The 24,780-nt window shown below is 62.3% G+C and carries 20 protein-coding genes and 1 pseudogene; 7 read left to right on the forward strand and 14 right to left on the reverse strand.

The window, feature by feature from the left end:
• The coding region (locus HAV21_RS22030) for a hypothetical protein (RefSeq protein WP_208096672.1) at positions 1-188 on the forward strand (188 nt) is incomplete at its 5' end.
• A gap of 44 nt (positions 189-232) precedes the next feature.
• Here the strand turns inward: HAV21_RS22030 and HAV21_RS10675 are convergent.
• The 3 genes from HAV21_RS10675 to HAV21_RS10685 all read right to left on the reverse strand — a co-directional run bounded on the left by HAV21_RS10675 (position 233) and on the right by HAV21_RS10685 (position 4,081).
• The gene (locus HAV21_RS10675; RefSeq protein WP_166841674.1) at positions 233-2,320 is read right to left on the reverse strand and encodes a PhoX family phosphatase; all 2,088 of its coding nucleotides are present in this window, start codon (positions 2,318-2,320) and stop codon (positions 233-235) included.
• An 80-nt stretch (positions 2,321-2,400) separates the two neighbouring features.
• Entirely contained in the window at positions 2,401-3,417 is a 1,017-nt protein-coding gene (locus HAV21_RS10680; protein ID WP_166841675.1) for an o-succinylbenzoate synthase, read from the reverse strand.
• Between the two features lie 61 nt (positions 3,418-3,478).
• Positions 3,479-4,081, reverse strand: a complete 603-nt coding sequence (locus HAV21_RS10685; RefSeq protein WP_243753233.1) for a hypothetical protein — start codon at positions 4,079-4,081, stop codon at positions 3,479-3,481.
• 101 nt (positions 4,082-4,182) lie between these two features.
• On the opposite strand from HAV21_RS10685, the gene HAV21_RS10690 reads away from it, so the two are divergent.
• From HAV21_RS10690 to HAV21_RS10700, 4 genes and pseudogenes are all read left to right on the forward strand, one after another.
• A complete protein-coding gene (locus HAV21_RS10690; RefSeq protein WP_166841676.1) occupies positions 4,183-4,824 on the forward strand; it encodes a DUF2510 domain-containing protein in 642 nt (213 codons plus the stop codon).
• A pseudogene (locus HAV21_RS22565) lies at positions 4,821-4,916 on the forward strand (DUF2510 domain-containing protein); the annotation flags it as partial. The gene HAV21_RS10690 and the pseudogene HAV21_RS22565, both read left to right, overlap by 4 nt.
• A gap of 51 nt (positions 4,917-4,967) precedes the next feature.
• Positions 4,968-5,408: a DUF2510 domain-containing protein gene (locus HAV21_RS10695; RefSeq protein WP_223942667.1), complete on the forward strand. Its 441-nt coding sequence runs from the start codon at positions 4,968-4,970 to the stop codon at positions 5,406-5,408.
• A 61-nt stretch (positions 5,409-5,469) separates the two neighbouring features.
• Entirely contained in the window at positions 5,470-6,552 is a 1,083-nt protein-coding gene (locus HAV21_RS10700; RefSeq protein WP_166841678.1) for a LacI family DNA-binding transcriptional regulator, read from the forward strand.
• Positions 6,553-6,719: 167 nt separating this feature from the next.
• Here the strand turns inward: HAV21_RS10700 and HAV21_RS10705 are convergent, their stop codons facing one another.
• Genes HAV21_RS10705 through HAV21_RS10720 form a run of 4 tightly spaced genes read right to left on the reverse strand, consistent with a single transcriptional unit; the run spans position 6,720 to position 11,388 of the window.
• Positions 6,720-8,102, reverse strand: coding sequence for a glycoside hydrolase family 32 protein (locus HAV21_RS10705; RefSeq protein WP_166841679.1), 1,383 nt, complete (start codon positions 8,100-8,102; stop codon positions 6,720-6,722).
• Between the two features lie 27 nt (positions 8,103-8,129).
• Positions 8,130-9,002: a carbohydrate ABC transporter permease gene (locus HAV21_RS10710; RefSeq protein ID WP_142938230.1), complete on the reverse strand. Its 873-nt coding sequence runs from the start codon at positions 9,000-9,002 to the stop codon at positions 8,130-8,132.
• A gap of 8 nt (positions 9,003-9,010) precedes the next feature.
• Positions 9,011-9,973, reverse strand: a complete 963-nt coding sequence (locus HAV21_RS10715; protein ID WP_166841680.1) for a sugar ABC transporter permease — start codon at positions 9,971-9,973, stop codon at positions 9,011-9,013.
• Positions 9,970-11,388: a sugar ABC transporter substrate-binding protein gene (locus HAV21_RS10720; protein ID WP_166841681.1), complete on the reverse strand. Its 1,419-nt coding sequence runs from the start codon at positions 11,386-11,388 to the stop codon at positions 9,970-9,972. The genes HAV21_RS10715 and HAV21_RS10720 overlap by 4 nt, the downstream gene beginning before the upstream one ends.
• A 53-nt stretch (positions 11,389-11,441) precedes the next feature.
• On the opposite strand from HAV21_RS10720, the gene HAV21_RS10725 reads away from it, so the two are divergent.
• On the forward strand, positions 11,442-12,455 hold the full coding sequence (locus HAV21_RS10725; protein ID WP_166841682.1) for a phosphatase PAP2 family protein: 1,014 nt from the start codon (positions 11,442-11,444) through the stop codon (positions 12,453-12,455).
• Positions 12,456-12,503: 48 nt separating this feature from the next.
• On the opposite strand, the gene HAV21_RS10730 is transcribed toward HAV21_RS10725, so the two are convergent.
• Positions 12,504-12,773, reverse strand: a complete 270-nt coding sequence (locus HAV21_RS10730) for a hypothetical protein (protein WP_166841683.1) — start codon at positions 12,771-12,773, stop codon at positions 12,504-12,506.
• Between the two features lie 219 nt (positions 12,774-12,992).
• Between HAV21_RS10730 and HAV21_RS10735 the strand changes: the two genes are divergently transcribed.
• A complete protein-coding gene (locus HAV21_RS10735) occupies positions 12,993-14,360 on the forward strand; it encodes an acyltransferase (protein WP_166841684.1) in 1,368 nt (455 codons plus the stop codon).
• A gap of 101 nt (positions 14,361-14,461) precedes the next feature.
• Here HAV21_RS10735 and HAV21_RS10740 read toward each other — a convergent pair whose 3' ends face one another.
• The 6 genes from HAV21_RS10740 to HAV21_RS10765 all read right to left on the reverse strand — a co-directional run bounded on the left by HAV21_RS10740 (position 14,462) and on the right by HAV21_RS10765 (position 24,764).
• Positions 14,462-17,257, reverse strand: a complete 2,796-nt coding sequence (locus HAV21_RS10740) for a S8 family serine peptidase (protein ID WP_347877640.1) — start codon at positions 17,255-17,257, stop codon at positions 14,462-14,464.
• A 172-nt stretch (positions 17,258-17,429) separates the two neighbouring features.
• Positions 17,430-18,647: an MFS transporter gene (locus tag HAV21_RS10745; protein ID WP_166841686.1), complete on the reverse strand. Its 1,218-nt coding sequence runs from the start codon at positions 18,645-18,647 to the stop codon at positions 17,430-17,432.
• Between the two features lie 427 nt (positions 18,648-19,074).
• The gene (locus tag HAV21_RS10750; protein ID WP_166841687.1) at positions 19,075-20,922 is read right to left on the reverse strand and encodes a chaplin family protein; all 1,848 of its coding nucleotides are present in this window, start codon (positions 20,920-20,922) and stop codon (positions 19,075-19,077) included.
• 98 nt (positions 20,923-21,020) lie between these two features.
• Positions 21,021-22,106, reverse strand: a complete 1,086-nt coding sequence (locus tag HAV21_RS10755; RefSeq protein WP_166841688.1) for a hypothetical protein — start codon at positions 22,104-22,106, stop codon at positions 21,021-21,023.
• Between the two features lie 114 nt (positions 22,107-22,220).
• The gene (locus tag HAV21_RS10760) at positions 22,221-23,093 is read right to left on the reverse strand and encodes an MBL fold metallo-hydrolase (protein WP_208096676.1); all 873 of its coding nucleotides are present in this window, start codon (positions 23,091-23,093) and stop codon (positions 22,221-22,223) included.
• A 93-nt stretch (positions 23,094-23,186) separates the two neighbouring features.
• The gene (locus HAV21_RS10765) at positions 23,187-24,764 is read right to left on the reverse strand and encodes a polysaccharide pyruvyl transferase family protein (protein ID WP_347877641.1); all 1,578 of its coding nucleotides are present in this window, start codon (positions 24,762-24,764) and stop codon (positions 23,187-23,189) included.
• Positions 24,765-24,780 lie beyond the last annotated feature (16 nt).

Below are 24,780 nucleotides of genomic sequence, written 5' to 3' on the forward strand. Positions count from 1 at the left end.
CAACCGCCGAGCCGGCGGCATACCACCAGCCAAAGCCCACACCAACTACCAAACCCGCGCCCAGCAACCCCTGGCCGCCTAACCAAAAACAACAACGAGACCTGTCTCAAAAACTTGACGACCGCATTGGTTCAGGCACGCGTGATGTGAGCGAGCGTCGGATGACGAAAATGCTCCCCCACCCATAACAGCGGGAGAGGGAGCATTTCGTCAGTATCGAAAGAAGCAGGCGTTACTTGCGGAAGACCTGCACCACCGAGGGGCGAGGGGCGCGCACTGCACCGGCGGGAGGTGTGGCTCCGGCCGGAACGTAGTCCGGGAAGAAGGAGTTCTGGGCTGCGAATGAGCCGTCCTCGCCAGGGTGCTGAACGGCGACGAAGACGGTGCGTTCTTCATCGTGAATGATGGGTCCGCATGTTTCGGCGTCGCGTGGGACAGCGAGGAACTGCTCAACCTTGCCGCGCTCAGGTCCTTCGAGGGTGACCTTGAAGAGCCCGTCCGCGTAGCCGATGGTGCCGGGGGCGCCGTCGGTGGAGATCCAGAGGTTGCCCACGGAATCGAAGGCCACATTGTCCGGGCATGAAATGGGCGAGACCTTGTTGGCCGGGAATCCGGAGAAGTACGTGGAGGTGTTCTTGGCGGGATCGCCAGCTACCAGCAGGAGGCTCCAGTTGAACTTGGTGCCTGTTTGCTCGCGACCTTCGGTGATCTCCACGACATGGCCGTCACGGTTCAGGGTGCGCGGGTTGACCTCGGTGGCGCCTTCCTTGCCCGGCTTGCCACGGTCCGTGTTGTTGGTGCAGGCGACGTAGACCTTGCCCGTACGCGGGTGGGGCTCCACGTCCTCACAACGGTCCATCTTGGTGGGGCCAACCTTGTCGGCAGCGAGGCGGGTGTAGACGAGAACTTCGGGGACGGTCATGCCCGGCACAGCGGAGGTGCCGTTGACCACCAGCGGAAGCCATTCACCAGTGCCATCGAACGCACCGTCGGCAGGGAGTTTGCCCGTGCCGTCAATGTCGGCAGGAGAGTCACCCGTGAAACGAGCCACGTAGAGGTCGCCCTCAGAAAGCAAGCTCATGTTGTTCTTGCGGGCTTCCTTGGAGTCACCAGCCTGGTACTTCCCCTTGGAGACGAACTTGTAAAGGTAATCAAAACGCTCGTCGTCGCCCATGTACGCCACTACGTGACCGGAAGGAGCGACGATGACGTTGGCGCCCTCGTGCTTGAAGCGGCCCATGGCGGAGTGCTTCTTAGGGGTAGAGGTGGGATCGAACGGATCCACTTCCACGATCCAGCCGAAGCGATTGGTCTCGTTGACGTAGCCGGAGTTACGGGTGTCGAAACGAGGCTCGTCGAGCTCCCACTGGCGTGTGGTTGCCTTCGCGGAAATCCCATAGCGCTTGTCGCCGTCGCTGGTGCCCGGAGCTGCGAAGTATCCGTTGAAGTTCTCCTCACCGGAGAGGATGGTTCCCCACGGGGTGGTCCCACCGGCGCAGTTGCCCAGCGTGCCCTTAATCCAGCGGCCGGCGGGGTCGTCAATGGTCTTGACTAGGTTGGTGCCAGCCGCGGGTCCGGTCAGCTCGTAGACAGTGTCTGTGAGGAAGCGCCGGTTCAACGGTGCGCCCTGGACGTAGCTCCACGGCTTGTTTTTGTTCTTGCGCTCGAGCTCCACCACGGCCAGTCCGTGCCCTGCGCGACCGATTGCCCGTGCTTCGGCGGGGTCGAAGCCTACGGGCAGCATGATGTTCTCGTTGGTGTACTCGTGGTTGCTGAACAGCACGGCCCGGCGGTCTTTGGATCCGGGGATCGGCAGGATGTCCGTGTAGTCGTTGTTGTAGCCGAACTGGCGGGCCTGTGCTGCCGCAGTCTGCGCGTTGAGGTCGAAGGCCGGCGAGTCAGCGAAGAGGGGATCGCCCCAGCGGATGATCGGTTTCCAGTCAAAGCCCTCGGGGACGGTGAAGGCATCCACTGCTGCATCTACGGGCTTGATGGCGGTGAACTTCAGCTTGGACTTGTCGAAGCCCTTCTTTGCGGCATCGGAGAGCCCTTGACCGGAGTCGGCCACAGCGGTGTCACCACCGGTTACGGCACCACCGAGGACGATTGCAAGCGCTCCGGCGGCCCCGAGCCCCAGCGCTGCGCGGCGGGACATAGCGGTTGAGGCGATGTCGCGGAAGTAACCATTGGCGCTGGTGTTGCAAACCTCGCCTGAGCAGGCGTTGTCGCATTTCAAGGCACACGTGACGGGGCTCCGCTTGCCTTTTGTGTGGCCGAGCATGGGGAGCAGCGGAAACGTGCGTCCGGTGGTTTCAGACATGGGGGTATAGACCTTCCAGAGGATGTACGAGGTTCCCGCTGAGCCTTTCAGCGGAATCCAAAGCTGAGAGGTCCCTCTGGTTAAGACCCGGTGAACAAACCGTGCTGGTTTCGCGCCAACGTTGAGTGCACGCGGCGGAGCCGGTCCAGCCACCAGTCCCTGCGCTCCCCCGGTGCCGCGTACTGCTCAAGCAGCCCAGCATCGGCCAGGGTCTCACGTAACTGGATTGCGCCGTCGTCGGCCACCAGCGGGTCCAGCGTGATGTCCGAAGCGAACAGCGAAACGGTGCCAAGGCCGCAGGCATAGGGAAGGGACGGGAGCGCGGCTGCGAGCGCCAGGCCGGCACGTATTCCCACCGAGGTGTCAAGTGCCGAGCTTACGACGGCGGGCAGCCCGGCTTGCTCCACAATGTCCAGTGCACTCGCAACTCCCCCGAGTGGGGCGACCTTAACTACGATCAGGTCAGCCGCACCGGCCCTGGCAACACGAAGGGGGTCTTCTTCCTTCCGGACACTCTCGTCCGCGGCGATGAGTACCGGTGTACCTGCAGCAGTCAGCCGACGCCGGACCTCCGCCAGGCCGCCAATGGTGGGGACGGGTTGTTCAGCATATTCGAGGCCTACTGCGGATAGTTTGCCAAGGGCTTCCACGGCTTGCTCTACGTCCCATCCCCCATTGGCATCCACCCGGATGGCAGCTTCAGGAAGGGCCTCGCGTACTGCATTCACTCTGGCGACGTCATCCGCCAGTGCCTGTCCCCGCTCCGCAACTTTGATCTTGACGGCGTCAACCCTGCCGAAGCGCGCAAGCACCTCAGGCACACGTTCGGCCGCGACGGCGGGAACTGTAGCATTGACCGGGATCCTGTCCCGCAAAGGCGGGGGGAAACCAAGCCAGCCCGCTTCCAAAGCTGCGGCCAGCCAGCGGGAGGATTCGTCGTCGTCGTATTCGGGGAAGGGGCAGAACTCACCCCATCCAAGAGGTCCTCGCAGGAGGAGGGTCTCGCGCTCCATGATGCCGCGGAATTTCACGCGCATGGGTAGCGAGACTACGTGGGCGGAATCGAGGAGTTCTTCGAGCGAGGGAAATGCAGGCATATTGCCACTGTACCGGCGGCTTCCCACCCAAGAGGCAGGCCAATTCGGCTATGTGGAAAAGCTACTGGTCCCAGTATTTCTGCGCGTCCGCCAAGGCTTCAGCCAACTGCTCACCGGACAGGACGAGCGAGCTTTCCGGTATCCCCAGCGCTTCCCATCGCAGTACGAGTGTGATGTCCTCCATTGGCAACGGCCATAACCAGTACCTGCCGGTGAATTGAACGAACTCGGAGTTGTTGCTTCCACCGCCGCCTCCCAAGGTTGTCAGCACAGGGCCAGTGACGGCTGCATCTTCGAAGGCCGCCGGTCCGTTGATGGCCGAAACAGCCTTGCGTCCGTCCGCAACAGCTACACCCAGTTCCAGTCCCGTCCGGGTGTCCAGGCTTGACCGCGGGTGGTTGTAGCTCTCCTCCACCATCTCCCGCCACTCCTGGTCCGATTCGGTGCCCCGCCGCACCGACCAGACCAGGTCAAACAGGCAACCTGTGGAGTACACCTCCACAAGTTTCAGGACCACCACGGTGCGGCTGTCCTTGTGAACAAACCCGCCGACGCGCGCAATACCGGGCAGCTCGTCCGACGGCGGGCCGAGCCACCCCGGCTGGGCAGGCTGCGGTTCCCGCGGCCGGGCGGGCTGCTCGGGGAGGTCATCGAAGAAGCTCATGATCCATCCTTACACCGCTGCAACGGGACCGGGAGAGGTGCGTGGCAACCGAGAGGCAGCAATCGCGATATTCTCGGAATACGACTCAAAGTGGGGGAGATATGACTCAATCAACGCCCGGTTCCGCGACGCCTCCCGGCTGGTACCCGGACCCTTCAGACCCGCGGCTCGTCCGGTGGTGGGACGGACGCGCGTGGACAGCCAACCAGGCGCCGGCTCAGTTCCAGGCGCCAGGACAGTTCCAGGTTCCCGTCCAGCAGCCACGTCCGCAGCTCAGCCCGGAGACTCCGGTGTACAACCCGTTTATCTGGGCGATCACCTTGTTGCCGCTGCTGTCCATCCTGCTTCTACTCACGTGGCAGCCGGAGTTCAGGATGATCACCACCCGGCAGGGGGTCACCACCATGGATCCTTTCTCCATGTACACCCCTGGCTATTTCCTGCTGATGGGCGCTAGTTTCCTGTCCTACGGGCTTTCGGTGTTTTTCGCTTTCCTGGACCGTCAGCGCCTCCTCAAGTCCGGCGTCGTCCGTCCATTTCACTGGGCGTGGGCGTTCCTTAGCGCGCTGGTGTACGTGATCGGCCGCTCTGTGATCGTTAGGAAAGTGGCGCCTAATCGTGGGCTGTGGCCTGTCTGGGCAACAATCGCCGTGTTTGTTATCAGCATGGTGATCACCGGCATCTGGATGTCCAATTTCATGCAGTCCGTGTATTCCCAGCTGGGGTATTCGGTCCAGACGTGACAGTTCCCGGGTGGTATGCAGATGCTCGGGACCCCCACAGCCTCCGATGGTGGAACGGTACTGAGTGGGTAGACCACGTGGTACCTGCAGGGGTCCCACGTCCAGCGATTCAGCGCCCGATGCTTCGCCAAGGCCAGAGCGTTGTGAATCCGTACATCTGGCTTATTGCCGTCCTGCCTTTCCTTCCGGGCCTACTCATGTTGACGTGGCATATCGAGATCCGTACCTACACCCGGAACGGCGCCCTCACCCTGGACCCCGCCACGATCATCAGCACTGGCTACTTCCTGATCTGGGGCGGATTGGTCTTAACCTATTGCTCCACAGTGGTGCTGGCCCTGCTTGATACCCGACGCTTGCTGAAAACGGGCGTCACGCGACCATTCCACTGGGCATGGTCCTTTCTGGGAGGGATTCCCTATGTCATTGGACGGTCGGTGGTAATCCACAAGGTGGCTCCACGGCGGGGCTTGTGGCCACTGGTGGTCATCCTCGCGGCGTGGGGACTTTATTTCGTGGCGGGAACTATCAAGGCCTTGGACTTCATGGAGGCCGCGTTGCGTGAATTGGGTTACCCAGCCTGACCCCACCGGATCCTCACACGCGTTAGGTAGACTGCTGACAATAAAGGACGGAAGGACTTCCATGAACCGCAAGGCCACTGCACTGGACGTCGCCAAGAGGGCGGGTGTGTCCAGGAGCGCGGTCTCGCTGGTTCTAAATGGGCGTGGCGACGGGAACGTGGCCAAGGAGAGCCAGGACCGGATCCGGCAGGCCGCCCTTGAATTGAACTACTCCCCCAACGCTATTGCCCTGAGCCTGCGGAACCAGCGCTCCCGTGTGATCGGCATCCTGTCCGACGAAGTAGTGGTCAGCCCCTTTGACGGCAACATCATCGGTGGCGCCGACGACGTCGCCCGCAGCCGCGGCTTTGTGACCGTAGTGATGGACACCGAAAGTGATACCGCCAGGGATGCGAGCGCCATTGAAACGCTCCTGGATCGGCAGGTTGATGGGCTCATGTACGTGACAGTTGGCTTGAAACCCATTGAGATTCCGCACGGCATGCTCCGCGTCCCCTCGGTCCTTGCCAACTGCTATGACAACCACCCTCAACAGCAGCTGCATCACGTCATTCCTGACGAGGTATCCGGTGGCAGGATGGCCACGGAGCACTTGTTGGAACTTGGCCACCGGGACATTGCGCTGTTTGCCGGGTTGGAGGACTCGCCCGCGGCCCCGTTGCGTGTTCAGGGCTACCGGGATGCACACGCAGCGGCCGATATCCCGGTCCATGCAGACCGGATCTTCATGGCCGGCTGGGATATCGACGCCGGTTTCCGCGGCGCCATGAAACTGCTCGACGGCGTGTCCCCGGCTGATCGGCCCACGGCCATCATGTGCGCGAACGATCGCCTGGCGGTGGGTGTGACCCTTGCTGCCGCGCGTTTGGGACTCAGTGTTCCCGGGGACCTGTCCATCATGGGCTACGACGACGAAACCCGGATCGCCGACACCATGGTGCCTTCACTCACCACCATGGCGTTGCCCCTGCGGGAGATCGGCCGTGCCGCCATGACCACGCTGCTGGACGCGATCGAGGGCACGGGCGAAAGCGCGGGCGTAGGCGCGGGCACCCCCACAGCAGGAAAGGGAACCACGGTCGAAACGATGGTTCCCTGCCGCTTAGTGGTGCGCGAGTCCACAGGCCCCGCCCCCACCCGCTAACACCGCCCGTTGCGAGGCCCGCTCTGCACCCCTCGACACACCCAAAGCCTGCAAAGCAGGCCTCACAACACGCAGCCCCCTCGTTGCGAGGCCCGCTCTACACCCTTCGACTCACCCAAAGCCTGCAAAGCAGGCCTCACAACGGACGTACGACGGCGGCCTGCCGCCTACTCGGGCAGCGTCAACTCCCAGACGTCGGCAGTCGCGCCATCGGGCAAGGTGAGCTGCCATTCCTCCCCCGGAGCCGGGTAAGCCCGGACGGTGGTGGCCACGGAACCGGTGCGGTAAACCTCCACGAGGGACGCATCGATAAAGATGCGCAACTGCTCGTCCGGAGTCGGGGAGCCTGCGTAAACCACTTGAGCGGCGGCCCCGGACCCAAGCACCAGCTCCACGGAACCGGCACCTGCAGCACCCCGGACCAGCACTTCGGCGAATTCGGGAACCGCAACGGCACCGGCAGCACCTGTAACCACAGCAGTACCCCGATACGCCTCAACCTCGGGCGCAGGAGAAACAGCGAGCGCCCCGCCAACCACGGACAAAACCCGGGGGTGCGTCAACACACCCGACCACCCGGCGTCGTCGACTTCTTTTTGCGTGCGGCCCCGGCGACCATCACGTCCTGGCCCCTCGTTGGCCCACCCCCACAGCAGTGCCGCGGGTGAGGACCCATGGGCGAGCTGCATAATCTGAGGAGCGTAGAAGTCGCGGCCGAAATCGGACTTCCCCCCGGAGGAAGGCGCAAACACCGGCAGCCCGGACACAGGGTCCAAGGACAGGGACCCGATCAGGTGCCCTACCCCGTTGGCGTGCTCGTGGTCGTCGCCGGAGAGCCACAGGGAGAACATCATGACCCAGCTGGACCCACCGGAAGAAGAAGGCACTTCCACCAGCTGCGGGCATTCCCAGATCTCGGCGGGCGTATGGGCAGCGGCCACGGGGTGGTCGCTGGTGAGCCAGATGCCCTGGTACTCCCACGCGTCCATGTCAGACACCGTGTACAAAAGCAAAGCGGCGCGGCCGTCGGATAGACCTGCCCCTTGCATGGCGTAACGCGCACCGCCAAACCAAAAAATAAAAGGGTCCCGCACTGCGGTGACCAGCGGATCCGAGGGCATTGACGCCGCAACGTGCCCGTCCTGTTCCCAGGAAACAAGGTCGGCAGAGCCGCGGGCAATGACCACCTGGGAATGACCCCCGTGGTCCTTGATACCGGAATAACAAGCGGTTGGCACGCCGTCGTCGTCGGTCACCACACCGGTCCAGCATCCAGCGGAGTCAGGGCCGCCCGCCTGCGGCGAAAGCGCTACGGGGTGCTCTTCCCAGCGCACTAAATCAGTGGAGCTCACATGCCCCCAGTTGATCTGGGAGTGCCGCGCGGACAGGGGGTTGTACTGGAAGAACACGTGGTAGCGGCCGTTGATGTAGCTGACACCGTTGGGATCGTTGATCCATCCCTGCGCAGGCCGCGGGTGGAAGCGCGGGAAGGCGGGATCCGGGTGCGTCGCCGCCATGGAAAGAGAGGAAGAGAGTGCAAGGTCCGTCAACGGAACCCCTTTCAGAAAGATCGGTAATTACTTGCCCGTGCCTGCGGTGAGCCCGTCCTGCAGCGCGCGCTGGCCGAACATGAACACCACCAGCGCGGGAATCATGGAGAGGACAACGCCGGCCAGGACCACGGAGATGCTTCCGGTGCCGAGGTTGCCTTGGAGCGAGACCAAGCCCAGGGGCAGGGTGAAGTTCTGCTCGGAGATGGTCATAATCAGTGGCCTGAAGAACTCGTTCCAGTGGAAGTTGAACGCCAGGATGCCCACAATGGCCAGGCCAGGCATGGCCAGCGGTGCATACACCGAGCGGAACGTCCGCCACGGCGAGGCACCGTCGATCGCGGCCGCTTCAGCGAGCTCACCCGGCAACCCCATGAAGTACTGGCGCATCAGGAAGGTGCCGAACGCCGTCGGGATGGCCGGAATGATCAGCGCGAGCAGTGTGTCGGAGAGTCCGACGCCGCGGATCAGCATGAAGACGGGCACAATGGTGACCTGCGCAGGCACCATCATGGTGGCCAGCACGATCGAGAACAGCGCGCCGCGGCCCCGGAACTTCAAGTGCGCAAACGCGTAGCCTGCCAGCGCTGCGGTGATCATCTGCCCCACCGCGATCAAACCGGTCACCAGGGCACTGTTAATGACCAGGGCCACGATGTTGAGCTGCTTGAACACTTGCTCATAAGAGGTCAGGTCCGGGTTCAGCGGCAGGAACGCGGGCGGCAGCTGGAAGGATTCCGACGGCGGTCGCAGCGAAGTGGACAACGTCCACATCACCGGGCCCAGGACGAAGACGGATGCGATCAGCAAGACAACCACGCGGATGGCTACGGACCAGTCGCGCTTCTTCCGCTTCACTACAGGCGCCGTGGTGGTGACACGTTCTTGAATGGTGGTCATGGCGGGCCTTACTGGTAGAAGACGAATCGTTTGCTGAGCCGGAATTGCGCGGCGGTGATGGCCATGATGATCAGGGTCAGGATCACGCCGATCGCCGATGCCTGGCCGAACTCAAGGCGCTGGAACGCGGACTCGAAGATCACCATCACGGCTGTTCGTGTTGAGTCACCGGGTCCGCCGCGGGTGAGCACGTAGGGCTGATCGAACACTTGCAGCGCGTTGATGATCGCCATCACCGAGGCCACCAAGGTGGTGGGGCTCAGCAGGGGCAGGGTGACGAACCAGTGCTTTCGCCAACCCGTGGCACCGTCAATCGACGCGGCCTCATACGTCTCCACCGGAATGGAGGCCAGCCCGCCAATGAACAGCAGGAACGAGAAGCCAAAGTTCTGCCACACATAAACAAGAATCACGACGGCGGCTGACCCGGTTGGCGTTGTCAGCCACGGGACCGCTGGGATGCCAACGATGGACAGCAACCAGTTCACGACGCCGAATTGCTCGTTGAAGAGGTACCGCATGAAGATCGATACCGAGGCTGCGGAAAGGATCAGCGGGAAGAAGAACGCCGATCGGAAGAACACCCTAAGCCAGGAAGGGAGCTTCTCCTGCACCATGATCGCCAGGCCAAGTGCCAGTCCGAGCTGGAGGGCCACAGCCACCACCACAAACACGATGGTGTTCAGGAATGACACACGGACCGTGGGGTCCTGTACCACCTCAGCGAAGTTGTCGAAGCCCACGAACGTTGGTGCCGAGATGATGTCCCAGCGGAAGAATGCGAGCGCGATCGAAGCGACGATTGGCAGCAAGGTGAAGATGCCCATGCCCACGATGGTGGGGGCAAGGAATGCCCAGGGCAGCCAGCGTTGCTGCATCCGGCCGCGCTTGGACGGCTGCGCGTGTTTGTGGGTCGGCTTCCGTCCCGACTCGCTCCCCGTCCCCGTGGGCGTACTGGTTGCGGTGCTCATGGCTGCCTCCTCAGGGCCAGTTCAAGGTCGCGCTGCATGGAACTGAGGGCGTCCTTGAGTTGACGCTCGTCTCCACTGACAGCCAGGCTTACGTTTTTCATGAGGGCTGTTTCCACGGAAGCCTGCTGGGGTGGCGCTGGAATGGGACCTGTGGTGGGGAACCTGTCCAGGGTGTCGTAGAAGACCTTCCAGTTCCGCGGACCTGTTCCTGCGTAGAGCTGTTGGTTGGCCATTGAACGACGCGCAGGGGTGGTGTTCGGTGTGGGGAACACGATTTGCATGGCTTCACGGCTGGAGCTGAATTTCACCCATTCCCAGGCGGCGTCCTTGTCCTTGGCGGTCTTCATAATCGCGTAGCCCGCCGTGCCGAACTGATGCCGCTGGGTCCGCCACTTGGGGAAGAACTGGACGTCGAAGTCGTTCTCCGTCATCCCCGCCTCGTGGAGGCCTTGCACCCAATAGCCGCCCGCCGGCGTCGTACCTATCCTGTTGGAGGCGAAGAGGCCGATCAGAGAGTTACCGCCGCCTTCCTCCGGCCGCACACCCAATCCGTCCTTCACGAGTCCGCGGAGGTAATCGAAGGATTCGAAGACCCTGGGGTCATCGGCGTTGGGCTCAAGCCACTGGTAGCCGCCGGAGCGGAGGTTGCGGGAGGGGTCGTTGGCATAGAACCCGTCCCACAGCCATTCACCACCCGGGGACTTGGTCTCCTTGAGGAAGCTGGTGTCATTGGCGTAGAGCCACGGCACCACTCCACCGAAGAGCCGGTTGGTCCAGTAGTACGGGGTGAAATCCTTGGGGTTGGCCTTCTTCATGGCGGCGAGGGTGCTGCGGAAGTCCGTATGCGTCCAGTTGTCGGACGGCCGTTCCAGGCCTGCTTTGGTCAGTGCCGTGGTGTTGTAGTACATATTGGCGGCGTTCCAGTCGATGGGGAGCTGGAACAGGCTGCCCTTGTACATGAACGCTTCCACCAGGCTGGGGTGGACATCCTCGAAGTATTCGCGCATATGATCGGCGTCGCGGCGCAGGTACTCATCCAGCGGGTGGGCTAGTTTCTCTGCGAAGAGTTGGGCGCCTTCTGTGGCCACGTATACGACGTCCGGCGGGGTGCCGGCTGCAACCATGGTGAGGATCTTGGTGAAGAAGTCCTTCCAGTCCACCGCTTGGATTGCCTGGACCTTGACCTTGATTTCGGGGTGGACCTTGGCGAAAGCGTCGATGACCTTCTGGCGGGCTTCAGCGTCCGCGGCGGTACCCATGATGGCGATGCTGAGGCTATTGTCTCCGCGGCCTGGAATGTCGGCCCCGGTCAGGCGCGGCCACGACGCCGCGGTGACTCCGACAATTCCTACGCCGAGGGCGGTGAGGGCACTCCTACGTGTGAATTCACGCAAAGCCCCATTGGTTCCCGACATGTAGATTTCCTTCCCTAACACGTGTTAGGAAGCCTATTCCTGTCACCTAACACGTGTCAAGCGTCACAGGAATGTTGCCAAGGCCTCACCTTCGGCCGCCACGCTCGGGAGCGACTCACACGAGCTATCCAGAGAACTGTGGCAGTCTAGTCAGAATGAGTTCCCAGCAATTCCGCACCAGCGGGAGGTCGAGCAAACGGCCGCTTCAAGGACGCGACGCCGGCGCGGGCACAGGATTTCTCTTCTGCCTCGCCACGATTGCCAGCGCCGTTGGCCTGGCCGCGACGTACTACTTCTTTGTGCGCACCACTGCCGGCCAGTTCATCGACGAGTCCGCACTGGTTGAAGCTACCGTTCTGGGCGGAACAGCCGGCAGGGCTTCCACCGAATTCCTGGATATGCTCCCCATGCTTTCGCTGGCAATTGCAGCCATCATGGTTCTCTTCGTGACCGTGGCGCGCAGGCGATGGACCGCCGCCGTAATCGCAGTGGCAGCCTGCATCGCCGCCAACGCAGCCACACAAATTCTCAAGCTCCTCATCCCGGACCGGCCCGACCGCGGCGTACAAACACTCGTACTGAACTCACTCCCCTCCGGACACACCACACTGGCCGCGTCCGCCGCAGCCGCCGTGTTCCTCATGGTCTCGCCCCGCTGGCGCCCCCTGGCAGGCTTCCTCGGCAGCACCTTCGCTGTAGCAACAGGCGTCTCCACGCTCATCAACCAGTGGCACCGCCCGGCCGACGTCGTGGCCGCATTCCTGGTAGTGGCCGTCGTCATGCTCCCGGCAGGATGGCTCATCCTCCGCACCGGCAACAGCTGGAACGTCTGGGCGGGTTACGGTGAACACTGGGCCGCCTCCCGGCTGTGGGTGTGGCTCACCGTAGCGGCCCTGGCGATCGCTACTTTTGTTGCCGCCTACTCGCTGATCCAGGTCATGCCCGGCCTCAGCACAGACAGCACCATCGACTACTTCTGGGCCGGCACCGCCTTCATCGTGATCGCCGGATACCTGTCCGCCCTTGGCGGCACGTGGCTTTTTGGTATGGCGGCGCGCAAGGGCTGACGCTCTTTGAGGGGCGATCGGCGCTAAAGGGTGCGCCGCACCCGGCGCTTAGTCCTTTGGACGGACCGAGTCGAAAAATTTGGGCTCCGGGGAAGGCGAAACACGGTTCCGGGCCTGCTCCTGGATGAAGTGCCGATCCTCATCGGTGAGCACCGTGCCACCATGGGCATCCATAGTGTCCCCCTCCCCCGTTTCCGCATTGATGATCGCGGTGACAGTCCTCGGCACAATCATGGTTCCCGGATTGTCGACGAGCCATTGCTGTGTTTCGGGAGAAAGCTGGTCCCAAAATTCTTTGATGTGCACAACGATCAGCACTGCCCTTCATTGGTGGGGGTAGATTCGCAAACTGCGCCATGCGCGGCGGTGGAACACTCGGTTGATCAGGGACGGAGGTGCTCTTCTAGGCTACGCCGACCCGCGCCGATTCCACCCTGCAATCACCAACGTTTTCGGGGATGACGTCGACTACTTACTCCTCATGAGTTACAGTTAGTCCAATCGATGGACAAACAACTGCTAATCACAGGAGCTCGCATGTCATCCACCCTCAGGCCCGACTCCCGCAAATCCGCCCCGCGCCGGAGCACCCCGGCTGGCACCGTTCCCGCATCCCGCGATTTGGTGGTGGACTTCATCCGCGTTGCCTGCATGTTTGCTGTTGTTGCGGTTCATTTGCTCATGATGGGGATCAGCGTGGACGAGTCCGGCATCGGCGTGGGCAATCCCCTGACGTCGCTGAGCTGGTTTGCGCAAGGTACGTGGTTCGGCCAGGTCATGCCCCTGTTCTTTATCGTGGGCGGTTTCGCCTCGCTCACGTCGTGGCGCAGCCTGCAACGCAAGGGCGGCGATGGCGGCGACTACCTCAGGAACCGGGTGCTGCGGTTGGTTCGGCCTACGGTCGCCTTGTACATCTTCCTCGCCCTTGCTTTGTGGAGTGCGACGGCGGCTGGTGTCCCCGTCGATTTGCTCACCGTTATCGCTGCGGGCGCCGGAGTGCAGTTGTGGTTCCTGGCCGCGTATCTTATCTGCCAAGCCATGGTCCCCACCATGGCAAAATTCCACGAGGCAGCGCCTTACCGGACCATCGCAGCGCTGGCCGCGGGCGCCGTCGTCGTCGATGTCTTTCGTCTGGGCCTGGAACGCAACCCTTGGGGTTTCGACTCGAACCCGATCGGCCTGCTGAACATGGTGTTCGTGTGGGGCCTCCTTCAACAGCTTGGGTTCTTCTACGCCGACGGCTTCTTTGACCGTTTCGCCAAGTGGAAGCTCGTGCTTGCTGCTGCCGGCTGCTACGCCGTGATGGTTCCACTCACGCATGCCGGGCCGTATCCGGTGGACATGCTGACCAGCCAGAACCCGCCCATGTTTCCCCTGATCCTGGTAGGGCTGGCACACATTCTGTTGGTGAAGGCCGTCTACCCGGCGCTGCAGCGATGCGTCCACATCGGTTGGGTGCAGAAGGTGATGTTCGTGGTGGGTAGTCGGGCCATGACCATCTACCTGTGGCACCTGCCGTTGATCATCGCCATGTTTGGCATTGCTCTGGTCCTGCGACTGCCGTTCCCCGAACCGGCCGGCACCGAATGGTGGCTCACCCGGCCGCTGTTCTACGTAGCTGCTTGGGCCCTGGTGCTGCTCGTTTCCACCCCACTGGTCCGGCTGGAACTTGCCAGCACAGCGCTGGCACCGGGTGCATCGCGGCCGGCGATGTGGCGCATCGCCCTCGGAACCGTGCTGGCGATCATCCCGCCGTTCGTGGTGATGAGGTCTGCGCTGGACGTTTCGAATGCTAGCTGGGGGCTGGTGCTGCTGGTGCTCGCCGTAGCTCTGGTGTCCGGGAAGCTGCCGGACCGGGCATGGAAGACCCCGCGAAGTGTTTCGTCCGGGGCCGTGGCTTCCTGACCTGCTTTGAAAGACGAAGGGCCGCAGAACAACCTAATGGGGTTGTTCTGCGGCCGTTCTTTGTTCAAAAGAGGTCGGTAAGTCGCGACCCCCGCGAACAGCTATGGCATGCGGTAAAGGAATGCCGCCATGGCGTCGCGGTTAATGGGTTCCATCGGCTGGTACCAGTAGTTGTTCTCCCCCAGTTGCCAGCCGGAGGAGATCCCGGCAACGCTCATCCAGACCATTTCCTTGTAGAACAGCTGGCCTGAATCGAGGTCCCTGAAAGGTGGATTCATGGGTGCTTCATAGTCGGGCTTGTTGACCAACCGGTACAGGAAGGCAGCCATCGCATCGCGTTTAATCGGGGTCAGCGGCTTGTAGTAACGCGCCCCGTTCTCAGTCCATCCGGACGAAATGCCGGTTTCTGCCAACCATGCCATCTCCTTGTAGAACTGCTGCGTGGTTGCAACGTCCATGAAGGGAGATTTCGCGGGAGGTGTGTAGTCCGGTGAGCCGGCCGCACGGTAGAGGAATGCTGCCATTGCATCACGGTTGATGGGTGTCACGGGCCGGTACGAGACGGATTTGTCCGCCTCCACCCAACCGGTAGAGATCTTGCGGTCTGCAAGCCAGGACATTTCCTTATAGAACTGCTGGGTGGTCGCCACATCCCGGAACGGTGAAACAGCAGGCGCCATAAATTCCGGCCCCTTTGCGCTGAAGTAGGCTTTCCACTCGGAAGTCGCCCCGTTGAGCACTGCATAACCGCTCTTCGGAACGGCTGTGATTTTGGCCTGTCCTCGGGCGGGGTGAGTTCCGGCTGGGAGCGTTTTGCCATCCACTTGGTAGTCCATGGTCTCTGACTCCGGAATAGTGTAGCGATCGTTGCCCATGTACGGGGCTTCGGTGAACACTATGGCTTCAGGCGTAACAGCCTTGTCAGCGGCAACTACAACAGCTGTCGGCTGGCTGCCCATCTCCAACAGAGAGTAGGGGGTTTTGGATCCCATGACGTGCACGGAGAGTGTGCTGCCGAGGTCTTCACTCGTCAGGGTGTAACTCGGCGCACTGGATACGTGCTCTCCAGTGGTACCGGCCTTGTTGCGGGTCCAGCGATAGGTCAAGTCCACAGGGGCCGGGCCCCACGTACCCGGGTTGGCCGTTAGGGTGCTTCCCACGTAGGCCGAGCCCGTGATAGTGGGCACGCTACCAAACAAGGTTCCGGGAGCCACTTGAGCTGTGGGCTCCGAGGTTGCGGAGACGGCCGGTGCGAACTTCTTGGTGGCAGTAACAGTGACCGTGATGGTGGCTTGGTGATCATCCTCAGTCACCCAGTAACCGTTGCCGGTTGCTCCGGGGATGGGTGTTCCCCACCGATTCCACTGATAATTCCAGGTGGCTTCATAGGTGTTTCCCCAGTTGCCAGGTTCAGCAAGCAATAACTTGCCAACAGCAGCCTCACCGGAAATTGTGGGAGTGCCCGCCGTGATTGGCGCAGCCTCGGCTGCCACCTTGGTGAGAGTGGCGTTGGCGTCAACCAAACCGGCGCCGCAGCCACAGCCGTTGATCGGCCGAGCTGAGGCCTTTAGCCTCTGCTCAACATCCGCGGGGGTCAAAGCAGGCAGTTTTGAATACATCATGGCTGCTACAGCCGATACCTGAGGAGCGGCCATGGAACTGCCCTCCATGTAGAAGTAGCCTTCGGAATTAGGAGTAGTCAGACCGTCATTGAGCGTGGACAAAATTCCGTCGGAAAAGACGCTAGCCATGTCTCCGCCAGGAGCTGCGACGTCGACGTTGATGCCGAAGTTGGAGTACGACGCTTTAAGTCCATTGCGTGTGCTCGCACCAACCACCAGCACGTTCTTACAGTTGGCAGGGCTGACCTTGGATGCGTCGATGCCTTCGTTACCTGCGGCCACCACCAAGGAGGCGCCTTTGCTTCGCGCAAAATCTGCAGCGTTTTGGTAGATCGTGGAGCAAGGCGCAAGGCCTCCGAGGCTCAGGTTGATGACGTTCGCTGGATTCGCGTTCGCTGGGGCTCCCGGAACTGTTCCGCCTGCCGCCCAAACGATCGAGTCTGCGATGTCGGAAGCGTATCCGCCGCAGATGCCCAGCGCACGCACCGGAACGACCTTTGCTTTGGGAGCCACGCCTGCCACGCCTCTGCTGTTCCCTGCTACAGCGGCCACGAGGCCGGCCACATGGGTCCCGTGCCACGAAGATGAATACCCGGGCCATCCGGGCTCGCACTCCCCGTAGTAGGTGGCGTCGCCCTCATCTGCCGGATTCGAATCGCGTCCGTTCGAGTCACCTGCAACGAGGGGATCGTGAATCATGTCAAAGCCAGGCAAAATATTGGCGTTCAGATCCGAGTGGTTCGTAATGCCGGTATCGATGACCGCTACTACGCTCCCAGCACCCTGGCTTACGTCCCATGCCCCCAGGACACGCATCCCGCCGCTGTCGACGCTACTGTGCGCCCACTGGTCTGAGTACAACGGGTCGTTGGGCTTGGAAGCGAAAGGTCGCATGATGACGTCGGGTTCGGCGTACTCGACGTTGGGGTCAGCGACGAGGGCGGACACCAGGTCATTGGCTTCTTCAGCGCCGAGTTTCTGGTCCGTTTTCACTACTTCTTCACCCGTTGCAAGGGTGCGCACGGCTTGGACAGGGACACCAATTGTTCCAGCGGCGCGATTCAGGGACGACTTTCGATCCAGTGATTGGATGCTTGCACGTTCCTTGAACTTCACAATGAATTGGTCCGTCGGCAGGACCGTGGAATCGGTGGACATGGTCCGCGGCGCTGCGCTCGGCGCAGGCATCGGCGTTTCATCGGCTACGGCCGGGAGGGCCGGGAGGCCTGCTCCAACCAGGGCGATTACGCCCGCAAGAAATACTTGAGAGCGCACACTGGCTCTCCGTCGGATCTGCATAAAACAGCGCCCTCTGCTCAGACGCCCCCAAGAGCGCGGAAAAATGGCCGCGAGACTGCGGCCAGGATGAGTTTAGCCAAAGTATGGACTTTCCTGCGAATTTCCTGTGAATCTATCCCACCGCCTGAGTCAACGCGCTGGCTAAAAGCTAATAGTTACGCCGGTGCTTCAGCCGTGGAATTGCGACGGCGAACACCACTGCCGCTGCGAACCCCAGTACGCCTGTGGCCCAGACGCCCGCCGACAACGAGAACGCGGCCGTTAACCCGGACAGCAGCACAGGTCCTCCGGTACCACCCGAGTCAGCCATGAATCGCCAGATGCCCAGGAAGTGGCTCCGCCCGTTGTCCGGCGAGAAGTCGGCGCCGAGCGTCATAATGAGCCCCGAACTGATGCCGTTGCCGAACCCGATGAGCAAAGCAACCAAGAGGAGCGGGACGAATCCGGCGGTGAACGGAATCAGAATCAGAGCGGTTCCCATGATCAGCGTTGACGGGATGGCCACCCATTGCCGGCCCTTCCTATCCATCAGCTTCCCAGCGGGGTAGAACACCAGCATGTCGATCGCTCCGGACAAGCCGAAGATCAACGAGGCATGTGTGGCGTCGAGTCCCAGATGGTCCGCCCACAGCGGGATGACTACCTGCCGCGATGCACGCAATGCGCTCAGCAGGAGGATGCCGAAGCCAACTGTCAGGAACACACCGGCATGGGAAACCGCGACGCTCCGCACCGTCGACGCCGGGGGCCGGGGACCGCCGTCGGACGTTCCGGGGGCTACCAGATCCGGAATGGTGAGAGACAAAACAGCCGCGGCAAGCATGCCACCAAAGCCCACCCAATAGGCGCCGCTGATCCCGGCGAACTGCATGACGCCGGCGCCCACGAATGGCCCGATGAAGAGGCCGATCCTGGTGACACCGCCCAAGGTTGAGAGTGCACGCGCCCGGAACATGACGGGGACTGCCTCAGTGAGGAACTTCTGCCGTGCGAGGTTGAAGACACTGGCCGACATGCCAACCAGGGTCATGGAGGCGGCCAAGAGCCAGAGCCCATGTTCCATCTGCGGGGCGAACGCCGCCGCGCCGAGGGCAATCGCACCCACAGTTCCCGCTCCGACGATTGACCACCGTTCACCGAATTTCTCGGTGATGATCGACGCCGGAATGTTGAACAGCCACGATCCCAGGCCTATCAGCGTCACGATCAACGCCGATACAGCCACCGAAGCGCCCAGGTCCCGGGCGGAGAGGGCAATGACCGGCAGGACAGCCCCCTCGCCGAGACAGAAGAGCACAGCTGGCCCGAATGCTGGGAGCGCTACACTGCGGAGGCTGAAGTTTTTGTCTGCTTGGGTGGTGGTCATCCCTTTCATCCTATGACCGCCCTCACCGTGGTTGCTTGGAGGGGCTGGCTGGCTCACACTGTTACCGCGCTGCGCATCCTTTGCCGCCGGGCTCTCCACCTCGTGACTCGCACCGTTTTCCGCGCTGCGCACCCCTTGCCGCCCGGCGCTCCCCTTCGCGACTCGCACCGTTTTCCTCGCTGCGCACCCTTTGCCGCCGGGCGCTCCCCTTCGTGGTCAGGGCCGCACCCTTTCGCGCCACTCGCACCATAGGTTACGGGGGCGATCGGCGCGAACGGTAGCGACGACACGTTGGTGTGGGTTACGGGGGCGATCGGCGCGAACGGTAGCGACGCAGCGTGGGCGTGCGGGGGGTGCGGGCAATTGTTGCGGCTCCGGGGTGTCGGAGCCGCAACAACTACATGCGAAGTGAGATTACTTCCTTGGCTTAGCGGCGGCTGGCTGCTGCCTTACGGCGGCCAGCGACTGCGAGCAGGAGCCCCATCAGGAGCATGGCCCCTGCCCAGAGAACCCACTGACCGTTCAGGCCGGTGTTGGCCAAGGTGTTGGCACTTCCGACGGCGGTGTAGGCTGCGGCCGTCCCTGCACCCTTGGCGGCACCCTGCGCCACTACAGCGCTGGCCTGGGTATCGGTACCCGTGCTAACTCCGACACTTGCAGGAGGATTGACCACCGACGGGTTCACAACAGGAGGGTTGACCACCGGAGGGTTCACAACCGGCGGGTTCACAACAGGAGGGTTCACCACCGGAGGATTCACCACCGGAGGATTCACCACCGGAGGATTCACCACCGGAGGATTCACCACCGGAGGATTCACAACCGGAGGATTCACAACAGGAGGATTCACCACAGGAGGGTTCACAGTGGCTGTCGATCCTCCACCAATTCCCACCGAGGTGGAACCGAGGGTTACGGGAGCCGTGATCGGGATGATCAGCTGGGTGCCGGAAAGAATTCCGTCGCTGCCGGTGGTGGTGCTACCGGAGGTCGTGCCCGTCGGGGCAGTTCCGCCGGTGGTACCCGTGTTCGTGGCGGAAGAGTCACCCAGCAAACCAGCCGAGGTGGAACCCAAATTGACCGGCACAGATACAGGAGCAACAACCTGGGTGCCGGAAAGAACTCCGTCGCTGCCGGACGTGGTGCTACCGGACGTGGTGCCCGACGGAGCAGTTCCACCGGTGCCGGTACCAGTGTTCGCGGCAGATGAGTCGCCCAACAAACCAGCGGAGGTGGAACCCACGTTGATCGGCACCGTCACAGGAGCAACAACCTGCGTACCCGAACCAATGCCATCCGAACCCGAGGTCGAAGCGCCCGAAGGAGCAGGCGCAGAAGCCCCTGTCGAACCAGCACCACTGTTCGTAGCGGAGGAATCACCCAGCAAACCAGCCGAGGTGGAACCCACGTTGATCGGCACCGTCACAGGAGCAACAACCTGCGTACCTGAGGCAATGCCTTCTGAACCGGAAGTGGAAGCTCCCGACGTCGAAGCACCCGAAGGAGCCGACGCACCAGAAGAAGCAGCTGAGCCGGAGGTAGCAGAGGAGTCTCCGCCAACACCCACGGCAGTGGCTCCGATGTTAACAGGGACCGAAATCGGAGCCACTACCTGAGCGCCGGATGCGATACTCTCTCCCCCCGACGTGGTTGCCTGCGCCGGTGCTGAGGCTGGGGCCGGAGCCACAGCAGGGGCCGGAGCAGGAGCTGAAGTTGTAGCAACGGAGTCGCCAAGTACACCAGCTGAGGTCGAACCCAAGCTGATCGGCACTGTCACCGGTGCCACTACTTGGGTTCCTGAGGCGATACCGTCCGAACCGCTGGTGCTGGCTGCCGGCGTCGGACTTGTTGCAGCCGCTGGAGCCGCAGGTGCGGCTGGAGCGGCAGGTGTGGCTGAGCTCGTCGCAGTGGAGCCCCCCAGCAGACCCACTGATGACGAGCCCAGGTTTATGGGCACCGTTACCGGAGCAACTATCTGCGTTCCGGAGCCGATGCTGTTGGAACCGTTGGTGGTGGCCGTCGGCGCCGGGCCCGCACCGGCGGCACTCGAACCTGCAGCAGGTGCCGAGACGGTAGCTGCTGAATCCCCCAATAGTCCAAGTGATGTTCCGCCGAGGCTTATCGGCGCTGTTACGGGTGCCACCACTTGTGTGCCGGAAAGGAGTCCGTCTTTGCCGCTGGTGGTGTCGGCAGCGTTTGCCGCTGTGGCGCTGAGGACGATCATGCCCCCTGCAAAGCATGTGCCGATGAGGCACTTGCGTATGGTCGTGTTCATTGTGGTTCTCTCCTGAAGACGTTGTTCCCAAGGGCGTCCGAGTGACGGATCGCCTGAATGACCGTCTGCCGCGAAGAGCTGTGCGGCTGGTGGGGGAACTAGTCAGGAGAGGAGCCGGGGTCGAAGCACACCGGCGTTGGATGTTGTTCGTTGCCGGCCGTTGCCAGGCCGGGAAGAGCGTCGACGGGGATGATCAGGGCGCCCTGCAGGAATGCTGCTGCTGGGCTGGGCGGACCGTTTTGGGAGTTTCCGGAGCCGGCTCCCGTGAGGCTGCCGGGGACTGCTGCGGGGTCGGGAGTCAGGTCCGCAGGCGCGGCGGGATCGTCGGCTGAGGAGGCACCGCCGAGCACCGCTGTGATCCCGGTGGGACCGAAGTTTCGTGCGGGATTCAGCAGCCCTGAAGCGCTGGCGTTCACTCCTGGTCGAGTGACGCGCGGGTCCAGTTTGCCGGTCTCAAGAAGAGTTGTGCCCGTGGAATGTACGACGCCGGTAGTCGCCAAAGTGCCGGCTTCCGCCGCAGCGGGAGCAACAGGAGCGTCGGTTCCCGGCACAGCGGGAGTCTCGGGTGCCGGGACGGGAGGCGCCACCACCGGCGGAACTGCCACAGGCGGAACAGGCGGAGCGACTACCGGCGGAACTACGGCTTCGACGGGCGGCAGCACGGTGCCTACAACGCCGTCCACAACGCCGACAATCGGGTCCACAATCGGGGACACTACGTCAGTGACAGGTTCCAGCCGGGCGGGTTCCAAAACCTGATTCACCGGCGGAACAACTACGTTTACCGTGTGGTCCACGGTGTTAGTGACAGGAGCCACCACCGTGTTCACCACAGTTCCTGCAGTGTCTGACGGGACCACGTTATTGACCACCGGGACGGCTGAAACCACATGATCAACCGTGCCGCCAACGTGTTCCACAAGGGGTGTCACGGCAGGCACGCGGACGTTGATCTGGTTGGTAGGCACCAGTCCCTTGACCACGTTCGGCAGGGGTACGTTCGGCACGGGGATGCTCACCGATGTTGAGGACGTGACAGATCCAAGAAGGGTTTTGTCAGAGGTTCCCGTATCTGCACTTGCGGCCGAGGCGGAAAGTGCCATCCAGATTGCGGTGCCGGCGCCAGCGACCATGACGGAGCGGAGAATGCTGGTAGCACGCGGAAACACGCGTGAACCCGTCATCTCGACACCCCCAGGTAGTCGCGAACCATTGGTCGCCTTCATCCTAGGACGGCATTAAGCGGTTAGTCCATGGTTGGGAGTAAAGAAAATGGCAAATTTGTAAGGAAGCTTGTTTTACGAAGGATAAAAACCCGTCTTTTCCGGCCCGAAGTCCGGGGTGCCCACTGAAGAACGTCCGTGGGCGTTGGTTTCCTGAAGCCTCTTAATGAACCAGCGTGATTGCTCCGGGCCGTACGGCAGCACAGGAATGGCTTTGGTGGCATCGGAGGGCATATCGCGAATGGACTGGGTTGCTTGCCGGACTGCAGTTCCCATGGTGTCAGCCATGGTTTTCACGAACCCGTCGCTGGCGGGTTTGCCGTGGCCCGGGACAAGGAACTCATAGCGGTGGCGCAGGGCAGAGATGTGCCGCAGGGCATCCGCCCATTCCTCCGGGTACGAGTCCTCAAACGAGGGATGCGCGCCCTGTTCCACCAGGTCACCTACATACAGGGTGGAGTTGGTGCCAACAAGGAGGTCGCCGTCGGTGTGTGCCCGGCCCAGGTAGAACAGCGTGGCGGTGATACCGCCAAGGTCAACGAGGACAGGCTGGTCATGGACCAGGGCGTTGGGGACCACGATGTCGACAGCGTCACCCTCCCCCGCAGCCATCTCGGGTTCGTTGGTGGCTACGAAGCGTCGCTGGTTGTCGGCGTCGCGTTCTATAGCGGCCGCACAGTTGGCGTGCGCCCAAAACTCCGTGACGCCGTCGTCGGCAAATACTGCGTTGCCGAAGAAGTGGTCGTAGTGCGCGTGGGTGTTCACCACAACCAGCGGAAGCTGGGTCTTTTCGCGAACTGCAGCGAGGATCTCCCGGCCTTGGCGCGGGCCGCAGCCGGTGTCGATGACCATGGCGAGTTCAGAGCCCACCACAAGCCCGGTGTTGAGTAACGATCCCTCGGTTTCCAAGACGTAGTTGTCCGGTCCAAGTTCTAGCCAAGCTGACAATTCGTGCTCCGTATCCACTGCAATCCGGCGATGTTCAGGCCTCTACTCTACCCACGGAACCCGAGCGGATGCTGGAAGGCTGGCGGACGTTCCTCAGCGTCGGAGCAGCCTGAGCTTTCGGCCGGCCCGCACCAGCAGGGAGGACTTCAGCACCTGAAGCTCATCATGGAGCTGGTCGCGTTCAGTCTGAAGATGGTCGCGTTCAGACTCCCTGGCGGCAAGCGTTCCGGTGAGGTGATTCAGTTCGTCCCGCAGCCGGTCCCGGTCCGCTTCCACTGCGCCGAGGCTTCCACGGGTGTCTTCCAGAATGTGGGTCAGGCCATAGAGCTCCACCGACTGGTGGCCGATGTGCAGCTCGTTGTTGGCCGTCAGCTGGGCCACGGACGGGTGCTCACTGGAGGCGAGTTCCGGAAGGGCCGGTTCCGGGCTGACAAGAACCGGCGCCTCTGGTCGGGCCCCCTGCAGGGTCTCGACGACGGCGTCCCACCACTCGCGTTGGAACTCGCCTTGGGCGGGGCTCAGTTGCTTCAGATATGAACGGATGTCATTGTTGCTGGCCAGGAACTGGTCTACGAAAGCATCGAATTCCGGAGTGGCCAAGTGGCGGAGGGAACGCATGGTGTGGCCGAGACCCCAGTTTGCAAGTGCCCCACCGATCCGCACCTCACCGTAGTAGTCCACGGCGATACCCAGGCAAGGAACGCCTGCGGCCAGTGCGAAGACGATCGGGTGGTACCGGCTCGCCACCACTATCTCGGCCTGCATCGTCAACGACGCAGACTCCTCCGCGGACAGCTGACCGCAGACCATCACGTTCTCCGTGTTCATCCTGCGCCGGATGTCCTGGTGGGTTTCAATGTCGATGTCAGCTTGGCCCGGGTGCGACATGTGGGCGATCATCACAACATCCAGGTTGCCGGAGTCGGCGATTCTGTCCAGCACCTCAGCGATCCGCTGATTGAAAGCATCCCTGTCCATGGCGCCGGTGCCGGGCGCAAAAGTGGCTACCAGGAAGGGCCGGCCCGGTTGAGGCTTGTACGTCACCTGATCCAGTTCGAGGGCGGCCGGAAGGGCGTGGTCCACCTCAAAGAAGCTCGCGTCGTCGAGCGTCAACCCGGCCGGCACGTCGGCGTTCCGCATCAGTTCCCACGAGGTTTGTTCGCGGACACTGGTGAGCGTTGCTGAGCGGAAGAGTTCCACAACCGTGTCATAGTCAGTGCCCGTCAGGACAGGCCCAAGGGTTTGCCCGGAAATGACCAGCGGCTTGCCCAAGGCGTTGGCGATGGCGCCCACCGCCGCCCTTTCGTAGAGCAGCCAGCCGTAGGGGGAAGTCATGTTCCCGCCACCGGCGATTACTACGCCGTCGCAGCTCTTCATGGTCTCAATGAGTGCATGAACCTGGTCCTCGGCGGGAAGGGCAGACATGTCCCCTGCGAGGATGGCCTTGATCTCGCGCAGGTACCTCTCACGCCGGTGAGGAGGCCACGGGAACTCCAAGGTCTTCACTGACTCGGTGCCAAAAATCCTGGTGCTCTGCACCGGATCCCGCGACAACAGCACAATGTCCGTCACTCCCCTGGCGCGCAGTTCGTCCACCACGGCATGGGTCATGGCTTCGTCACCCACGTGATAAACGGGCTGACCAATATCCCCAAGAACTACAACTCGCACGACACTCCGGTGTTTG

Origin of the sequence: Paenarthrobacter sp. MSM-2-10-13, from assembly GCF_011605365.1 — a bacterium.
GTDB lineage: Bacteria > Actinomycetota > Actinomycetes > Actinomycetales > Micrococcaceae > Arthrobacter.